The organism is Corticimicrobacter sp. (genome assembly GCF_040137905.1).
GTDB lineage: Bacteria > Pseudomonadota > Gammaproteobacteria > Burkholderiales > Burkholderiaceae_B > Corticimicrobacter.
Genome location: NZ_JBEFDG010000066.1, coordinates 1 through 15,179 on the forward strand (window position 1 = coordinate 1; position 15,179 = coordinate 15,179).

Here is a 15,179-nt window from a genome sequence, read left to right on the forward strand (position 1 = left end):
GCTACCGGATATATGGGGGCGCGTGAGCCGACAGGTCGAGGCGGGCCGGGCAGACCTCGATGCCAGCCAGGCCGATCTGGCGGCGGTGAAACTGGCGATGCAACTGCAACTGGCGCAACAGGTGTTCGGTGTGCGCGTGCTGGATGCGCAGAAGTTCGTGCTGGAGGGCGCAGTCCAGGCCTACCTGCGCTCGCTGCAACTGACGCAGAACCAGTACGAGGCAGGCCTGGTGGCGCGCAGTGATGTGGTGCAGGCACAGACTCAGCTGAAAGTGGCGCGGGTGCAATTGTCCGAGCTGGAATGGCAGCGGGCGCAGATGGAGCATGCCGTCTCTGTGTTATTGGGGCGTACGCCGGGCGCGCTCGACTGGGCCGGCCAGCCGGGTTTCATGCCGTCACTGGCACCGGTGCCGACACTCGTGCCTTCGACCTGGCTGGCCAGCCGGCCCGATATCGTCGCGGCAGAACGCCGCGTGGCGGCTGCCAACGCGCGGGTCGGCGTGGCGCAGACCGCCTGGTTTCCTGACCTGACGCTGGGTGGTTCGGGAGGCTGGCAGGGCAGCCGTGCCAGCCAGTGGCTGTCCGCACCATACCGGATCTGGTCGCTAGGGCCTGCGCTGGCGCTGACCCTGTTCGATGGCGGCAAGCGCAGCGCCGCACTGGATCAGGCCGAAGCGCAGTATGACGAGACCGTGGCTGCCTATCGCCAGAAAGTGCTGGATGCCTTTCGCGAGGTCGAGGATGCGCTGGCGATATTACGGGTGCTTGAAACAGAAGCTGGACAGCAGGCGCAGGTGGTGGCGCTGGCCGAGGAGGGCGAGCGGCTGGTATACAACCGCTATCAGTCCGGCATGGTGTCGTTCCTGGAGGTCACGGTGGCGCAGAACACCACGCTGGCTGCGCAGCGCACGATGCTTGATCTGGAGGGGCGGCGGCTGGATGCTGCCGTCAAGCTGCTGGCGGCGCTGGGCGGGGGATGGCAGGGGTTGGACGATGAGCAGTCTGGTCGCGTGACGCAGTAGGTTGCTGCTGTGAATCTGAAAGGGGCTCTGGATGGAAATAGGTTTCAAGAATCTGGGTTTTGGAAGCAGCACATCCGGTTCGATTCTTACATCCTAGATTGAAGGTACGGTGTGGATAAGAGTCGGAAGGCGCTTATTTTTTGAGGAACAGAATATTTTGGTTGTGGAGTTGGCAGAATGCTTGACCCGATGGCTCGATTCTGGTGGTGATTTTTATTATTTTTCAATGGATTATGAGGAGGGGCCGATTTTTTCCTTTGTGGAGAAAAGTGGTGGTTGGCATTTGTCCAGTGTGTGGTCTCAACAGTCTTTCGATGGTGTGAAAAAGATTGATTTGTTGTATGCCGTAAAGGGTTTTCTGTCTGGCATTACTGATGCCCTGAAGGATAGGGGTATCGATTTTATTTATGTGGGAAGTGCCATTCAATATGTGCGGTAGACTGGTTTTTATGAGAGAGTGTCGAAAATCAGGATTTATATTGCATGGCAGAGATTTATTGTAAAGTTTGTTGTCAGTGTTTGATATGAAATGTTAATTGCCCTGTTTCAATTAATATTGAAATGCTCGTTAAGGCCTTGTTTATGAAATCTGGAGATGAGTTTTTTATCGTCAATTCCGCTCCTGGAGAGCCGGGTGTTCCGTATTTTTTTGATAAAGACTGGATGCCTGACTTGCCGGATTGCTTTGCTGATTTTTACACCTCACCACTCGATGAGAGCATGTTTTCAGGTCACTATGCGCTTCGGGCCAAAACTTATCAGTTGAACGGTGACTTTTTTATCGACGATCATCTGGCTTCGCGGCAGATGTGTGATGTGTGTGCAAGGCTGGATGTTGACTACATACAAATTCCTGTCGATGTCAGCCTGTATCGAGGCAAGGTTCCGGAGAAGAAGTATTTTCTATTTTTCTTGAAAAAATACATTTCCATATTGGATGCAGATAAATCGATCTATACAATTTTCTCAGACTCCGAAGATCTGGAGCACACGTATTACGATTCGATAGATCTTTTCAAGATCAGGGCTGGGGTGGTCGATAATCTGTTCTTTTGCAAAGAGCTGAAGATGCCGGTCTGTTCGGGGCTTTTCAAAGATGAATGCGAAAAGCTTGGTCTGACGGGATTTGCCTTTCAGCCCCTGAATGATACATATAGGTATTCAGCTTGGGAGGATCTGGATCTTGCCTGATCAGATTGGTTGAGTTAATTTTTATGAGAAGAATCAAGGGAGTGAAAGTGAAAATTTCATGGCTGGCCAGCCTTGCTGTGATGGCTGCTTTGGTTTCAGGATGCTCAATATGGCCGAATAATTCGTTTTTTAGTCCGCCCGCTGAAAAAGATGATTCACCATGGGTGCGTATCGTAGATAACACGGAGCAGACAAGCATCTACCAGACGTTAAACGGCACACGCATCGGCGGTCTTGTCCGTTCCAGCGAGTGGGTTTTGCAGAATACCCGGGATCGCGGAGTGCCAAAAGTGTCTGGAGAAAAATACGATATTGACTACTACGAAACCCCATTGGAGCCAGGCCTTGAAACGGCAATTATCAATGTTTATGTTGAAGGCAAATACTCATGCCTTGTTGCCACGCGCTTTGTTCCAGAAAAAGGCAAAAAATATCAATTCCAGTTGGAAGCCGATACCTTGCGCTACCAGTGTCGCGTACAGGCCAGCGAGCTTGTGAAAGACAGTGATGACCAGTGGAAGCTTGTGCCGCTGCAGAATGTTCGCTACGGCGCGAAAGAGGGAAATGGTTGGCATCCGATGCACAGTGGGAGCTGATCATAGCGGTTTCCACCTGTTCCGGATCCCTGTTGACGTCAGTCTGTTCGGGATTTTTTAAAGACGAGTCCGAGAGGCCTGGCCTGGCAGAGTTGGCCTTTCAGCTTTTGGATGATGCATATAGGTATCTAGCCTGGCATGAACTGGATCTTGCTTGATTTGGCTGTGCACAAGAGGCAATCCTTTGGCGGGGATTGCTGTGTTGCTCCAGCGGATGCTGACCAAACTTTCTCTGGAAAAATTCCGAGCTTAATGAAGGGGGTCTACAAAAACGCCAGCCCGATGCTGGCAGCACGCTTTTCCCGGTATGGACGCTGGGCGCATGCAACACATGGGCATTGGTTGAGCGTTGCCGATATGGAAACGCTATGGCAAGACGATATTCAGGACGCATTTCTTGATCAGATCAAGTTTCAGGCTGAGTGTCTGAAGACCGATTGGGACAACAATGCGTTTGGTTTGTTTCGGGAAGATCGCCTCTCGCTGTTCGCGGGGAGCGATATGGGCAATGAGGCCATATTCCTGCTGTGGCTGGATGGCTACGATGAGCCTGAACTGTGGGTCTATGACGCCAACGGCGAGTCCAGATATGCAAACCTTGAGGCCTATCTGGCTGCGTATCTGGCCGATGATGTGAGTGCTGCAAACGTTTCGTGGCGTCTTTGAGCAGGTGATCGGCAACCCTTAAAATTGAGTGAAACCAACCTCTCCATCTGGAAAACTGCCAGGCAAAGATTGTGGCTTCAACGTACCTGCCAGGATGCCGAAAAGCAGGGTCGTCAGATTTTGATCGAAATATTCCACATCAGGTGATCTGGCGGCAATGATGGCAGTGCCCCATGTGTTGCTATCGCGAGTGTTGGAGACAGTCCAGAACAGATAGTCACCATTGTCTGTCAGGCCGATTGGTAACAGGCCATTTTCTTCGGGGTAAAGCGGGTACTTGAAATAATCTGGGTCTTCCTGGTTCAGAGACTCAAGATCGCCAAGGATCAGTGTTTTCTGCTTGAAGAAGTTAATATCTTCATTAGCGGTAAATGGATTGAATATGGCGATGAAGTCGGCGATCCGGCCCGTACCGTAACTGCGAATGAACGCGACATAATCGTCCGGAAAAGAGAGGTCGCCATCTATGCTGGGCCAGGTTTCGCTGTTTCCGGATTCGGATGGATGCCTGGGTGGCGGCATCAGTGCTGTCAACGCCATCAACTGAACCAGGCCGCTATTCCGGGCCAATCTGAACCCCGTCGAGCACGGCCCACATTGCCCAGCCGTCCGCTGCCTGCTGACACCATTCGGCCTCGCTCAACCCTTCGGAATTCTGTTTGATCGGCTTGCGTGTTTCGAGCAGGAATCCCTTGGCACCATAGGCCTGGGCGGCATCTCCACCACTTTTGTCCGGCTGCCAGCGTTCCAGCGAGGCCGTCAGCGTGTTGGCATGTTCGATGCTTTCCTGAGTCAGGTAGCCTTTGCGAACACAGTAGGCGGCCAGTCCCTGCATATTGCGCATGACGGCATAGGCTTCGGTGGCTGTCTCTTGGTCGAGGGTGTAAGCCAGTGCGGGGGCAGGGGCTGTTGCAGCGACCACAAGGGTGGCTGAAAGCAAAACCAGGGTTTTTGAAATCATCGCGGTGTTTCTTGAATGATGGGTCCGTGCAAAGGCCGAAGCCTTAGCGGAACACCACCGTCCGATTGCCATTGAGCAGGATGCGATGCTCGACGTGGCGCCGCACGGCACGCGAGAGCACCAGCGACTCGATGTCGCTGCCCACGCGGGTCAGGTCTTCGGCACGCATGGTGTGATCCACACGGGCAATGTCCTGCTCGATGATCGGACCTTCGTCCAGGTCCGAGGTCACGTAGTGGGCCGTGGCACCGATGATCTTGACGCCGCGCTGCCAGGCCTGGTGGTAGGGGCGTGCGCCCTTGAAACTCGGCAGGAAGCTGTGATGAATATTGATGGCCCGCCCGGTCAAGGCTGCCGACATGTCGGCCGACAGGATCTGCATGTAGCGCGCCAGTACCACCAGGTCGATCTGTTCGCGCTCGACCAGGTCCAGGATCTGGCGTTCCTGCTGGGGCTTGGTATCGGGTGTGATCGGCAGGTGGTGGAAAGGAATGCCGTACGATTCGGCCAGTGCCGCATAGTCGGGATGGTTGGAGACGATGGCGGCGATGTCGGCCTTGAGCTGGCCGCTGTGCGCACGAAACAGCAGATCGTTGAGGCAGTGTCCCTGCTTGCTGACCATGATCAGCAGGCGCGAGCGCTTGCTGTTGTCGCGAATCTGCCAGTTCATCTGCAGTGGGCCGGCCAGTTCCGCGAAGCGTTCGCGCAACGTATCGATGTTGTGCGCCGTGGGCAGCGCAAAATGCACGCGCAGGAAAAAACGGCCGGTTTCCGTGTCGCCATACTGCTGCGCGTCGAGAATATTGCCTTCGTGCTGGTAGAGCAGACCCGATACGCGATACACGATACCGGTGGTATCCGGGCAGGACAGGGTCAGGACGAAGTCCTGATTCGAAGCGGCTACATCGACAGGCTGGGACATGAAAAAAACCGGAAAGACTGAAGGGAAGGCTAGCGTTCGGACGCGGTGGCCGGGATGGCCGGCGTGAGGTCGAACCCGCCGGCATGATACACCAGCGGCAATGATTCGTTATGGCCGCAGTGCTCGACCTCGCCCACCAGGATCAGGTGATCGCCTTCCGGGTAGCGGCTGCGGTTGCGGCACTCGAACCAGGCTGCGCTGTCGATGGCGGGCATGAATGTGCCACCAGGGGCACGGTCTGCCGGCAGGTCGGCAAAGCGTCCGGCCATGTCGCCATAGGCAAAGCGCCCGGCCAGTTCAGGCTGGTCGGCACGCAGAACCTGGATGACGTAGCGTTCGCATTGCTGGAATACCTCCAGCAGGCTGGACGTATTGGACAGGCTCCAGAGGACCAGTGGCGGTACCAGCGAGACCGAGTTGAATGAGCTGATCGTCAGGCCGACAGGGGCCTGACCGGGCAACTGGGCGCAGACGATGGCCACGCCGGTCGGAAAGCGGCCCAGTGCCTTGCGGAAATGGGTTGGGTCGGAGGCGATAGGGGAAACGGACATGTCTCTCTTAGGGGGCCAGGCGCTGGGTAGTCCAGCCACCCTGGCCGTTGGTGTGGTAGACAATGCGGTCGTGCAGGCGTGACGGACGGCCTTGCCAGAACTCGACTCGCTCGGGCAGCAGGCGGTAGCCGCCCCAGTGGTCGGGGCAGGGAGGATGGTCGCCATACTGTGCTTCGAACTGCTGTACGCGACGCTCGAGTTCGCTGCGGTCGCCGATGGGGTGGCTCTGCTGCGAGGCCCAGGCACCAATGCGTGATCCCAGCGGACGGCTGTGGAAGTAGGTCTGGCTTTCTTCGCGGGAGACCTGTTCGGTCGTGCCCTCGATCAATACCTGGCGCTGCAGCGGTTGCCAGAAGAATGACAGACTGGCTCGCGTATTGTGGGCCAGCTCATGGCCTTTGCGCGACTGGTAATTGGTGTAGAACACGAAGCCGCGTGCGTCGTAGTCCTTGATCAGGACGATACGGGCCGAGGGTTGGCCGCGTTCGTCGACCGTGGCCAGCGTCATGGCGTTGGGCTCGGGTACGTCGCCTTGCAGGGCCTGGCTGAACCACAGGTCGAACTGGTCGAACGGGGTGGCAGCGAGATCGGATTCCTGCAGATTGAATTTATCGTAATCCTGGCGCAGATCTGAGACGGACATGACGGGTTCCTGTCGAACGGCAAAATGCCAGTTTAATGCGGCTGCAACAGGTGCTGGGCGAAATTTTCCAGACGCATGTCGCGGATGCCGGCTGCACGCAGGGCCGAGGCCGTCTCGAGTACGTATTCGACGCAGGGGCCATTGGTGCCGTGCGCCCGGCGCACGACGGCCAGCATGTGCTCATGCTGCAGGTCGCCGGCATAGCCGGGATTGCGCCGGTCCATCAGGAACGCCAGTGCCTGTACCCGGCCTTCCGGCGTGTCGCAATGAATCCAGCGCGGGATATAGGCACCGGTGGACATCTCGCGCGCCCACAGTGGCGGGAAAACATCCTGCACGCTGTCACCTGAGATCCTGAACACCATGCCGCGGCAGGCACCGCCACGATCCAGGCCGAAGACCAGACCGGGCACTTCAGGTGTGCCCCGGTTGACGCGCGACCACAGGCACAGCGAGCGGTGATGGCCGCGCAAGGTGGCCAGCCGTCGCTCCAGGTATTCGAATTCGGGACGCCAGATCAGCGAGCCGTAGGCATAGATCCAGATGTCCTGGCCGGGCCGCCAGTGGCACAGCGTGGCGTTCATCGAGGCGAGACGCTCTTCCGGCGTCCAGAGGCGGATCGCGTTCGGGGAGGGCTCAAGGGCGGAAGACAATGCAGTCAGTGAGGCAGGGGAATCCATGCGGTGGCAAGTCAGGTCGTGCTGAAAACTGGTGATTGATTTTAGTCATTGGATTGGGCGTTGTCATCGGAGTGCATAAAAAGCAACATGCTTATTTCCTGTGCTTATATGAATGCAAAAAAATCATCATCGATTCGTGGGAAAATAGCCACCCATGAATATGCAGCAACCTGACCTCGAACGCCGTTTCGGCGGCCTGAACCGACTCTATGGCGCAACCGCCCCTGATGTACTGGCGCGTGCTCACGTTGCAGTGGCCGGCATTGGCGGTGTCGGCTCCTGGTCGGCCGAGGCCCTGGCGCGCTGCGGGATCGGTGCGCTGACGCTGATCGACATGGACCATGTTGCCGAATCCAACATCAATCGCCAGATCCATGCGCTGGGTGCCACGCTGGGGCAGGCCAAGATCGAGGCCATGGCGGCGCGTATCCGCGACATCAATCCGGCTTGTCGCCTGACACTGGTCGACGATTTCGTCTCGCCCGACAATATCGAGTCGCTGTTCACGGCCTGCCTGCCGGATTTCCTGATCGATGCCACCGATCAGGCCGCCGCCAAGATTGCCATGATCCTGTGGGCACGTCGCCAGCGTTGTGGCCTGCTGGTCTGTGGCGGCGCGGGCGGCAAGACCGATCCGCTCGCCCTGCGCGGTGGCGACCTTTCAAGCAGCGTCAATGATGCGTTGCTGAGCAAGCTGCGCCAGCGCCTGCGCAAGGAACATGGTTATCCGGGCGGTGGCATGGCGGCTGGCAGGGCAGGCAAGCGAGTGCCGAAAATGGGTGTGTCGGCGCTCTGGTTCGACCAGCAGGCCCTGTTGCCCGACGCCTGGGCGCAGCAGCAGTCATCGCCGGCCCAGGGGCCGCAAGGGCTGTCGTGTGCCGGCTATGGCTCGGTCGTCATGGTGACGGCAGCCATGGGCATGGCGGCGGCAGACAGGGCCGTCAAGGCAGTGCTGGCTGCGGCCCCGTCCAACCGATGACGGCGCTGGTTCTGCTGCCTGGCCTGGATGGTACCGGCCGCCTCTTCGATGCCTTTGCCACCGAGATGGCCGTGCAGCATCCGGGACTGGAGATCATCGTGGCCTCGTACCCGGTGGATGAACCGCTGGACTACGATGCGCTGGAGCCAATGGTACGCGCGCTGCTGCCGCAGGGACAGCCCTTTTTCCTGCTGGGCGAATCCTTTTCAGGCCCGCTGGCCATCCGTCTGGCGGCGACACAGCCGCCAGGGTTGCAAGGCCTGATCCTGAGCTGTTCTTTTGCCAGCATGCCGGGTTTCGGTTGGCTGTCGCCGATGCTGCCCACGGTACCGCTGTCTTTCCTGCCGACACCGTTGCTGGGCTATCTGACGCTGGGCCGGATGTCTGCTTCGCCCCTGCTGGATGATCTGCTCGAGATTCTGGGGACTGTCGATTCTGCCGTGCTGCGTACGCGTGCGCAGGCCGCGATGTCGATCGATTGCAGTGCGCTGCTGGGCAGAATCCAGACACCGCTGCTGTATCTCCAGGCACGCAACGACCATATCGTGCCCGAGTCGGCTGGTTTGCTGGTGCGCCGCCTGGCACCGCAGACCCAGTTGAAGGTGTTCGATGCGCCGCACCTGCTGCTGCAATCGCTGCCTGTGGATGCGGCGCTGACTGTCTGCGGCTTCATGGCAGCCAGCCAGCCGGTGCAGGCCGGGATGGCGGCATGCTGAATGTGCGTGCCCTGCATTACCTGTCCGAGGTGGTGCGCAAGGGTTCGGTGCGCAGGGCGGCGGCTGCACTGGGGGTGGATGCTACCGCCATCAGCCGGCAACTGAAGGCGCTGGAAGAAGAGATCGGCCTCGAACTGTGCGAGCGTACGGCAGCAGGCATGAGGGCGACGGACGCCGGGGAGTTGCTGGTCAGGCACTACCAGAACCAGAAAACGACCGAAGAGGCCGTGCTGTCGCGTCTTGATGCGATGCGCGGACTGCATGCCGGGCAGGTACGGATTGCACTGGGCGAGGGGTTCATCGCCGATCTGATCGCGGCACCGTTGCAGTCATTTCTGGCACGGCATCCCGGCATTGCGCTGGATGTCCAGATGGCGGGTGTGAACGAGGCCGTGCAATTGCTCAAGGACTACGATACCGATGTGGCGCTGCTGTACGCACCGCCGCAGGATCGCGATCTGGTGGCGCATGTGGAAACCCGCCATCCCCTGCACCTGATCGTGCCGCCGAACCATGCCCTGGCCGGCAGCTCGCGCCAGCTTGACCTGGCCGACATCCAGGATTGCCGGCTGGCCCTGATGGGGAACCAGTTCGGCATGGGCCAACTTGTTGGGATGGTGGCGCAGCAGGAGCGCGTGGAACTGGCTCCCGTGCTGCGAACCAACTCGGTTGCCGTCCTGCGTCAGTTCGTCCTGTCGGGAACCGGCGCAGCCTTCATGCCCGAGACGACCGTGCAGAACGATGTCAAGCGTGGTGACCTGGTCGTGCTGCCGATGCGCCATCCCGTGTTTGCCCAGGCGCGGGCGCAGATCGCCAGCCGTGCGGATCGCAACCTGACGGTAGCCACCCAGGCCTTCCTGGATCACCTGCGTCGCAATATGCGCTTCTTCCGCGAGCACGCACCTGATCGACACGGTGTTCCAGCGTAGCTTTTTAGGCTACGGATGTGCAATTGATTTGTCTACGCGGCTACGGTTAGGATGCCCTGACCGTCTGGTGCCCGTGTGCCTGCGGATATTTCAATAAATCATCGAAAGGGGAAACCAATGCGAATGACCGCATCCGCCATCGTCAAGAAACTGTGCGCAGCCGGCCTGCTCGGTCTGGCCGGCATGGGGGCCGCCGTGGCCGCCACGACTGTCAACCTGAGCTACAACGGTGCGCCTGATCCGCAGAAAAACGCCGTGCATGTCTTCGCCCAGACGCTCAAGGAATTGGTCGAGGAAAAGACCCAGGGCGAACTGAAGATCACGCTCTATCCGAACAGCATGCTGGGTGACGAAGAGGCCCGCATGGAGCAGACCATGGCGGCAGCCAACCTGAACATCGCCTCTTTCTCGGGCATCTCGCCGCTGGCACCGGAAATTTTCGTGAGTGCGATCCCCTTCATGTTCAGCGGTTTCGAGCCGGCCCGCCATTTTTTCGATGAGGGCGAGTACTGGAAAGCGCTCAGCGAGGCGTTCCGCGAGCGTACCGGGGTGGAAATGCTGGCAGTCGTCGAGGAAGGCGGTTTCCTGGCATTCACCAACAGCAAGAAGGCGATCCGCACGCCTGATGACTTCAAGGGCCTGCGTTTCCGTGCCATGGACCCGAGCCAGGTCGCGCTCTATGAATCGTTTGGCGCGACCGGCACGCCGATTCCCTGGACCGAGGTCTACATGGCGTTGCGCACGGGCGTGGCCGATGGGCAGATGAACCCGCCCATGTACATCATCCTGGGCAGTCTCTACGAAGTGCAGAAGTACCTGACGCTGGCCAATATCCAGTATTCGGATCAGTTCCTGGTGGGCAATGCGGCATTTCTCGACAGTCTGTCGGAACCTGTCCGGGCGGCGTTCCACGAGGCCGTGCGCGAAGCCAACCAGAAGGCACGCACCGAGAACGAACGTGATGTCGAGAACCGCATCCAGTACCTGGCCGACAAGGGCATGGAAGTGATTCATCTCACGGATGAAGAGCGCGCCGCATTCCGCGGCAAGGCACAGCCTTCGTACATGAACTGGTTGCATGCACAGGGCATCGATCGCAAGTGGATCGACATGGCGCTGAAGGATGCCGGGCTGGAACCGGTCAAGGAATAACCTGCGCAGGATGATCTGACATGAACATGCATACGCTGCGCGAATGCCTGCTCAGGTACAGCCGCGCAGTGACGATTACCGTCGCTGCGCTGTTGCTGCTGGGCAACCTGACCGTGATTCTGTACGGCGTCTTTATGCGCTACCTGGCAGGGGGCGCACCTGTCTGGATGGATGAACTGTCCCGCTTTCTGATCATCTCGACGGTGATGCTGGCTGCCGGTGCCGTCTGGGTCGAGGGCATACACATGAGGGTGGCGCTGGTGGAGCGCCTGCTGCCTGCGCCGGCGGGTCGTGTGCTGGCCCTGTACCAGTGGGTGCTGACGATCGTGCTGGCGTTTGCCGGGGCCTGGATCTGCTGGCGTTATGCGCAGTCGGTGGCCATGTTCCGCACCATGGGGCTGGGGATCAGCCGCAGCATTCCCGTCATGGCAATGCCCATCGGTTTCGCACTGCTGGGCTGGCAGGCCTTGCTGTACGGCCCGCGTTTCCTGCCTCTCCAGGAAGAGGACATCTGACATGATCATCGCTATTTTGCTGACCTTCCTGGTCCATGTCTTCCTGGGACTGCCGCTGTTCCTGGCGTTGCTGTCGAGTGCCGTGGTCGGATTTTTCTTCATCGATCCCGCCATGATCCCGCGCATGATGCCGCAGCAGTTCTACGGTGGCATCAATGCCTTTTCGCTGATGGCCATTCCGCTGTTCATCCTGGCGGGCAACCTGATGAATGCGGCTGGCATGACCGAGCAACTGATGCGCCTGGCGCGTCTGCTGGTCGGTCACCTGCGCGGTGGCATCGGTCATGTCAACGTGCTGTCCAGCGTGTTCTTCGCGGGTGTCAACGGTTCGGCCGTTGCCGATACGTCGGCGCTCGGGCCGCTGCTGGTGCCGGCCATGCGCAAGGAGGGCTACGACAAGGCTTTTGCAGCGGGGCTGACGGCGGCCAGTTCTCTGGTGGGGCCGATCATCCCGCCCAGCATTTTCATGATCCTCTACGCATCGCTGACCAATGTGTCGGTCGGCAGCCTGTTCCTGGCCGGCGTGATTCCGGGGTTCGTGATCGCCGCGGCCTTCATGGCAATGAATGGCTGGTACGCCTGGCGTCACCAGTTGCCACGCAATGGCCGTGCGCCCACCATGAAGGAACTGGGCGCTGCCGTCGTACAGGCGATTCCCGCACTGGTTGCGCCAGTGATCATTGTGCTCGGGATCGTCATGGGGCTGGTTACGCCCACTGAATCCGGTGGATTGATTGCGCTCTATGTCGTCATCTGCGGCGTATTGCAGCGACGCCTGCGTCTGCGGGATGTCTGGGCCAGCCTGACCGAAACGGTGCGCCTGACATCAGCGATCTTCCTGATCATGGCGGCATCGGCCACCATCAGCTGGCAGTTGTCGTATGCCCAGGTGCCGGCACAACTGACGACGCTGTTCACGCCGTTCCTGGACAGTCCACTGCTGATCCTGCTGTTGCTCAGCCTGATCATCTTCACGGTGGGGATGTTCATGGAGGAGGTGTCTGCCCTGATGCTGCTGACGCCCATTCTGGTGCCGGTTGCGCTGGCGGCAGGGATCGACCCGGTGCAACTGGGCGTTATCGTGACACTGAACATCACGATCGCCCTGATTACCCCGCCCATGGGGGCCTGCCTGCACGTGGCGGCGGCAGTGAGCAAGCTGGAAATCACGGCGCTGTTCCGTTCCATCTGGCCGTTCGTGCTGGTGGCGCTGGGCGTGCTCGGCTTGCTGATTGTCTTCCCGCCTCTGACCCTGTGGCTGCCAGGATTGTTTGCATGACGGCTGCCGATATGATGCATACGCCCATTCCCTTGCTGGCCGATCCCGATTGGCCACAGGTGGGGGCCATCGCCATTGGCGAGTGTGGCGAGCGCCTGGTACCGACCAGTCTCATGCCACGTCCCGTGCTCACTTTTCCTGCCTATGCGCGCCAGGGGGTCGCCGGGGCGCACCAGGAGTGCTATGTACGCGAGGATGTGGGCCGGCGTCTGTTGCAGGCGGCCCGCAGCCTGCCGGATGGCCTGCATCTGGTCGTGCTGGATGGCTGGCGTCCATGGCGGGTGCAGCAGCAACTGTTCGATGCCTATCAGGATACGCTGCGGCGGCACCATCCTGACCTGTCGGCCGAACGGCTGCTGGCCCTGACCCGCGAGTTCGTGTCGCTGCCCAGTACCCATCCTGCCCGTCCCAGTCCGCACCTGACCGGGGGGGCGGTCGATGTCACGCTGTGCAGTCATGATGGTGTCTGGCTGGACATGGGGACACCTTTCGATGCCACGGTACCGGCATCGCACACGGCCTATTACGAAAGCACGGTCGACAGTGATTCGCAAGCCGATGCTGCCGTGTTCCGCCAGCGTCGCCGGATTCTCTACCATGCAATGCGGGCGGCAGGCTTTACCAACCTGCCCAGTGAATGGTGGCATTTCGACTGCGGCGACCAGTTGTGGGCATGGTATGCCGGCCAGCCGCAGGCACGCTATGGCCCGGCCCCCCTGACGGGTTGCGTGCCGCTGGTGCCGATGGAGATTGCGGACCACGCATAACTCTGGGTATGCTGTGCGCCACTATGGGCGTCGAATATCTGATCACATATCCAGCGCATCCTGCCGAGTCACTGCAGGAGACGCTGGCACGTTTGGCGAGTCACTGGGACAGTGAGGCCCGGGCCGGTTATTTCAGTACGGTGGAGATGCTGGCTGAAAACGCCATGCCCGATGCTTCCCTGGCGATCGAACCGGCAGGCATCTATTTCTGCGATCATGGCGGGCAGGGCAGGGCATTTCTGGGGCGGCTGGTGGCTGCACTGGTGTCCCGCTACGATCAGGTGACGGTGCAGGAGTATGAGTAGTGCGGGAGAGTAATGCCAGATGCTGCTGGAGGGCATGTGTCAAATGACGTTTTTGGATACGTGCAGCCATTCCCGGCTCCGGCGGCCTATGCAAAACTGATGGAGTATGTCACCGGTGTAGGGGTTGGTCTGATCCGGATCGACAGGAAAGCGCTTTTTAATTTCCCTGATGAAGCCTTGCCTGATGGGGATTGTTTTGCTTTCCTGGTGGGAGACAGGCCGGATTATCCTAATGCGACATACTTGATTGACTACTGCGAGTATGATCCGGATGATTTTAATATCGGTTTTCCACCTGATCCAAAGGCCAGGCTGAAATTGCTGCTGGATGTTTTGAGCAATATTTTTTCCCTGGTGAACCCTGACAGGATGTTTGTGGCGATTTCCGATAGCAGTCAGATCGAGACTTTCAGAAAAATAAAAATCCATGAAATCCACGAAGAGATTGGTCATGACTTTGAGATCCATGACGGACCTCCTGATACCTTGTACGAGATGGTGCGCTAGTGCAATCTGAAGAGATGGAGATACACAGGGTTCTGGATGCCATCACGCATGGCGATGACGGTCTGGTCAGGAAAGTATGCCTGCTGTCGCTCAGTGATGCCGTGGTGGTCATTTCCGCCAGACGCAAGGACAGCGCCGAGTGGGTGAATGTCGAATTCAGGATCTCGGGGCTGACGGAGTTCTCGGTCAGGCAGTCCGCCGGTTTTTCGAATGTCGTGCTGTCCGGTGGCATTGCGCATCAATGTATAGGTGGCATCCAATTTCTGGACTTTGCGCCGTATTCCGATGCCATGGAGGGCGCTGATGACTTCAGGATGTCCGGTCTGTATTTTGCGGGCGCGAGTGTGGCTTGCGGCTTCCTGCCTTATTCGGAATGCGCGTGACTTGAAAGAACCGTAATCTTTCACCATGACTTCAGCGCCGTCGCGAACATGCCGTTCTCAAAATAGATTTTTACATGCTGCGTTGTGACCAGAATCTGTTGGTCGTCCTGGGTGCATTCAGTATAGGAAATGCGCATAGCATCAAGATACCCCTTGAAATCCTGGAGGGAGGTCTGACCAGTGATGAGATTGCCTGCCAGGCAGAGCGTCCCCAGCCTGGCAATTTCATATTGAACCAGGCATAGCCTGCCATCTTCGAATAGCAGTTCTATGCCGTCAGGATACAGGGCGAAAGCGCCAGACGCTTTGTCGATGTCGTGGCGTCTGATGGTTTTGACGCCTTCGGGTAACGCCTCATATGTCGTCCCGAAGGCCACCGATACCTGCCCATGGGCGATAAAAGACTGAAAATCCAC

General features: G+C 58.8%; 22 protein-coding genes. 15 read left to right on the top strand and 7 right to left on the bottom strand.

Going from position 1 to position 15,179, the window contains the following annotated elements; translation table 11 throughout:
• From ABN482_RS10665 to ABN482_RS10685, 5 genes are all read left to right on the top strand, one after another.
• On the top strand, positions 1 to 1,021 hold a 1,021-nt coding region (locus ABN482_RS10665; protein WP_349503973.1), incomplete at its 5' end, for an efflux transporter outer membrane subunit.
• 109 nt (positions 1,022 to 1,130) lie between these two features.
• The gene (locus tag ABN482_RS10670; protein ID WP_502877279.1) at positions 1,131 to 1,460 is read left to right on the top strand and encodes a DUF7878 domain-containing protein; all 330 of its coding nucleotides are present in this window, start codon (positions 1,131 to 1,133) and stop codon (positions 1,458 to 1,460) included.
• 143 nt (positions 1,461 to 1,603) lie between these two features.
• On the top strand, positions 1,604 to 2,212 hold the full coding sequence (locus tag ABN482_RS10675) for an imm11 family protein (protein WP_349503975.1): 609 nt from the start codon (positions 1,604 to 1,606) through the stop codon (positions 2,210 to 2,212).
• A 23-nt stretch (positions 2,213 to 2,235) separates the two neighbouring features.
• A complete protein-coding gene (locus ABN482_RS10680; protein WP_349503976.1) occupies positions 2,236 to 2,808 on the top strand; it encodes a hypothetical protein in 573 nt (190 codons plus the stop codon).
• A 138-nt stretch (positions 2,809 to 2,946) separates the two neighbouring features.
• Positions 2,947 to 3,474, top strand: coding sequence for a hypothetical protein (locus tag ABN482_RS10685; protein WP_349503977.1), 528 nt, complete (start codon positions 2,947 to 2,949; stop codon positions 3,472 to 3,474).
• A gap of 18 nt (positions 3,475 to 3,492) precedes the next feature.
• Here the strand turns inward: ABN482_RS10685 and ABN482_RS10690 are convergent, their stop codons facing one another.
• From ABN482_RS10690 to ABN482_RS10715, 6 genes are read right to left on the bottom strand one after another with little or no spacing between them, the layout of a single operon-like run.
• Positions 3,493 to 4,014 carry an SMI1/KNR4 family protein gene (locus tag ABN482_RS10690; protein ID WP_349503978.1) on the bottom strand — a complete coding sequence of 174 codons (522 nt, stop codon included), beginning with the start codon at positions 4,012 to 4,014 and terminating at the stop codon, positions 3,493 to 3,495.
• Positions 4,015 to 4,030: 16 nt separating this feature from the next.
• Positions 4,031 to 4,435: a hypothetical protein gene (locus ABN482_RS10695; protein WP_349503979.1), complete on the bottom strand. Its 405-nt coding sequence runs from the start codon at positions 4,433 to 4,435 to the stop codon at positions 4,031 to 4,033.
• A gap of 43 nt (positions 4,436 to 4,478) precedes the next feature.
• Complete coding sequence (purU, locus tag ABN482_RS10700; RefSeq protein ID WP_349503980.1) at positions 4,479 to 5,357, bottom strand: formyltetrahydrofolate deformylase; 879 nt, start codon at positions 5,355 to 5,357, stop codon at positions 4,479 to 4,481.
• A gap of 29 nt (positions 5,358 to 5,386) precedes the next feature.
• Positions 5,387 to 5,908, bottom strand: a complete 522-nt coding sequence (locus ABN482_RS10705) for a flavin reductase family protein (RefSeq protein ID WP_349503981.1) — start codon at positions 5,906 to 5,908, stop codon at positions 5,387 to 5,389.
• Between the two features lie 7 nt (positions 5,909 to 5,915).
• Positions 5,916 to 6,551 carry a pyridoxamine 5'-phosphate oxidase gene (pdxH, locus tag ABN482_RS10710; protein WP_349503982.1) on the bottom strand — a complete coding sequence of 212 codons (636 nt, stop codon included), beginning with the start codon at positions 6,549 to 6,551 and terminating at the stop codon, positions 5,916 to 5,918.
• Positions 6,552 to 6,583: 32 nt separating this feature from the next.
• Positions 6,584 to 7,135 carry a gamma-glutamylcyclotransferase gene (locus tag ABN482_RS10715; RefSeq protein ID WP_349504068.1) on the bottom strand — a complete coding sequence of 184 codons (552 nt, stop codon included), beginning with the start codon at positions 7,133 to 7,135 and terminating at the stop codon, positions 6,584 to 6,586.
• A 250-nt stretch (positions 7,136 to 7,385) separates the two neighbouring features.
• Here ABN482_RS10715 and ABN482_RS10720 point away from each other — a divergent pair, with 250 nt between their 5' ends.
• The 10 genes from ABN482_RS10720 to ABN482_RS10765 all read left to right on the top strand — a co-directional run bounded on the left by ABN482_RS10720 (position 7,386) and on the right by ABN482_RS10765 (position 14,763).
• The gene (locus tag ABN482_RS10720) at positions 7,386 to 8,210 is read left to right on the top strand and encodes a tRNA threonylcarbamoyladenosine dehydratase (RefSeq protein WP_349503983.1); all 825 of its coding nucleotides are present in this window, start codon (positions 7,386 to 7,388) and stop codon (positions 8,208 to 8,210) included.
• The gene (locus ABN482_RS10725; protein ID WP_349503984.1) at positions 8,207 to 8,926 is read left to right on the top strand and encodes an alpha/beta fold hydrolase; all 720 of its coding nucleotides are present in this window, start codon (positions 8,207 to 8,209) and stop codon (positions 8,924 to 8,926) included. The genes ABN482_RS10720 and ABN482_RS10725 overlap by 4 nt, the downstream gene beginning before the upstream one ends.
• Positions 8,920 to 9,855, top strand: a complete 936-nt coding sequence (locus ABN482_RS10730) for a LysR family transcriptional regulator (protein ID WP_349503985.1) — start codon at positions 8,920 to 8,922, stop codon at positions 9,853 to 9,855. Before ABN482_RS10725 ends, ABN482_RS10730 begins: the two co-directional genes overlap by 7 nt.
• Positions 9,856 to 9,978: 123 nt before the next feature.
• Positions 9,979 to 11,007 carry a TRAP transporter substrate-binding protein gene (locus ABN482_RS10735; RefSeq protein WP_349503986.1) on the top strand — a complete coding sequence of 343 codons (1,029 nt, stop codon included), beginning with the start codon at positions 9,979 to 9,981 and terminating at the stop codon, positions 11,005 to 11,007.
• Between the two features lie 20 nt (positions 11,008 to 11,027).
• Positions 11,028 to 11,522: a TRAP transporter small permease gene (locus ABN482_RS10740; protein ID WP_349503987.1), complete on the top strand. Its 495-nt coding sequence runs from the start codon at positions 11,028 to 11,030 to the stop codon at positions 11,520 to 11,522.
• Between the two features lies 1 nt (position 11,523).
• The gene (locus ABN482_RS10745) at positions 11,524 to 12,801 is read left to right on the top strand and encodes a TRAP transporter large permease (protein ID WP_349503988.1); all 1,278 of its coding nucleotides are present in this window, start codon (positions 11,524 to 11,526) and stop codon (positions 12,799 to 12,801) included.
• Complete coding sequence (locus tag ABN482_RS10750; protein ID WP_349503989.1) at positions 12,798 to 13,568, top strand: M15 family metallopeptidase; 771 nt, start codon at positions 12,798 to 12,800, stop codon at positions 13,566 to 13,568. Before ABN482_RS10745 ends, ABN482_RS10750 begins: the two co-directional genes overlap by 4 nt.
• 8 nt (positions 13,569 to 13,576) lie before the next feature.
• The gene (locus tag ABN482_RS10755) at positions 13,577 to 13,873 is read left to right on the top strand and encodes a hypothetical protein (RefSeq protein WP_349503990.1); all 297 of its coding nucleotides are present in this window, start codon (positions 13,577 to 13,579) and stop codon (positions 13,871 to 13,873) included.
• Positions 13,874 to 13,885: 12 nt separating this feature from the next.
• Positions 13,886 to 14,380, top strand: coding sequence for a hypothetical protein (locus ABN482_RS10760; protein ID WP_349503991.1), 495 nt, complete (start codon positions 13,886 to 13,888; stop codon positions 14,378 to 14,380).
• Positions 14,381 to 14,394: 14 nt separating this feature from the next.
• Positions 14,395 to 14,763: a hypothetical protein gene (locus tag ABN482_RS10765; RefSeq protein WP_349503992.1), complete on the top strand. Its 369-nt coding sequence runs from the start codon at positions 14,395 to 14,397 to the stop codon at positions 14,761 to 14,763.
• Between the two features lie 20 nt (positions 14,764 to 14,783).
• Here the strand turns inward: ABN482_RS10765 and ABN482_RS10770 are convergent, their stop codons facing one another.
• Entirely contained in the window at positions 14,784 to 15,179 is a 396-nt protein-coding gene (locus ABN482_RS10770; RefSeq protein ID WP_349503993.1) for a hypothetical protein, read from the bottom strand.

Bases quoted from the DNA above. Each gene is read 5' to 3' on its own strand.
- ABN482_RS10675 (WP_349503975.1), top strand. From the start codon at position 1,604: ATGAAATCTGGAGATGAGTTTTTTATCGTCAATTCCGCTCCTGGAGAG.
- ABN482_RS10680 (WP_349503976.1), top strand. From the start codon at position 2,236: ATGAGAAGAATCAAGGGAGTGAAAGTGAAAATTTCATGGCTGGCCAGC.
- ABN482_RS10685 (WP_349503977.1), top strand. From the start codon at position 2,947: ATGAACTGGATCTTGCTTGATTTGGCTGTGCACAAGAGGCAATCCTTT.
- ABN482_RS10690 (WP_349503978.1), bottom strand. From the start codon at position 4,014: ATGGCGTTGACAGCACTGATGCCGCCACCCAGGCATCCATCCGAATCC.
- ABN482_RS10695 (WP_349503979.1), bottom strand. From the start codon at position 4,435: ATGATTTCAAAAACCCTGGTTTTGCTTTCAGCCACCCTTGTGGTCGCT.
- purU (WP_349503980.1), bottom strand. From the start codon at position 5,357: ATGTCCCAGCCTGTCGATGTAGCCGCTTCGAATCAGGACTTCGTCCTG.
- ABN482_RS10705 (WP_349503981.1), bottom strand. From the start codon at position 5,908: ATGTCCGTTTCCCCTATCGCCTCCGACCCAACCCATTTCCGCAAGGCA.
- pdxH (WP_349503982.1), bottom strand. From the start codon at position 6,551: ATGTCCGTCTCAGATCTGCGCCAGGATTACGATAAATTCAATCTGCAG.
- ABN482_RS10715 (WP_349504068.1), bottom strand. From the start codon at position 7,135: ATGAACGCCACGCTGTGCCACTGGCGGCCCGGCCAGGACATCTGGATC.
- ABN482_RS10720 (WP_349503983.1), top strand. From the start codon at position 7,386: ATGAATATGCAGCAACCTGACCTCGAACGCCGTTTCGGCGGCCTGAAC.
- ABN482_RS10725 (WP_349503984.1), top strand. From the start codon at position 8,207: ATGACGGCGCTGGTTCTGCTGCCTGGCCTGGATGGTACCGGCCGCCTC.
- ABN482_RS10730 (WP_349503985.1), top strand. From the start codon at position 8,920: ATGCTGAATGTGCGTGCCCTGCATTACCTGTCCGAGGTGGTGCGCAAG.
- ABN482_RS10735 (WP_349503986.1), top strand. From the start codon at position 9,979: ATGACCGCATCCGCCATCGTCAAGAAACTGTGCGCAGCCGGCCTGCTC.
- ABN482_RS10740 (WP_349503987.1), top strand. From the start codon at position 11,028: ATGAACATGCATACGCTGCGCGAATGCCTGCTCAGGTACAGCCGCGCA.
- ABN482_RS10745 (WP_349503988.1), top strand. From the start codon at position 11,524: ATGATCATCGCTATTTTGCTGACCTTCCTGGTCCATGTCTTCCTGGGA.
- ABN482_RS10750 (WP_349503989.1), top strand. From the start codon at position 12,798: ATGACGGCTGCCGATATGATGCATACGCCCATTCCCTTGCTGGCCGAT.
- ABN482_RS10755 (WP_349503990.1), top strand. From the start codon at position 13,577: ATGCTGTGCGCCACTATGGGCGTCGAATATCTGATCACATATCCAGCG.
- ABN482_RS10760 (WP_349503991.1), top strand. From the start codon at position 13,886: ATGCCAGATGCTGCTGGAGGGCATGTGTCAAATGACGTTTTTGGATAC.
- ABN482_RS10765 (WP_349503992.1), top strand. From the start codon at position 14,395: ATGGAGATACACAGGGTTCTGGATGCCATCACGCATGGCGATGACGGT.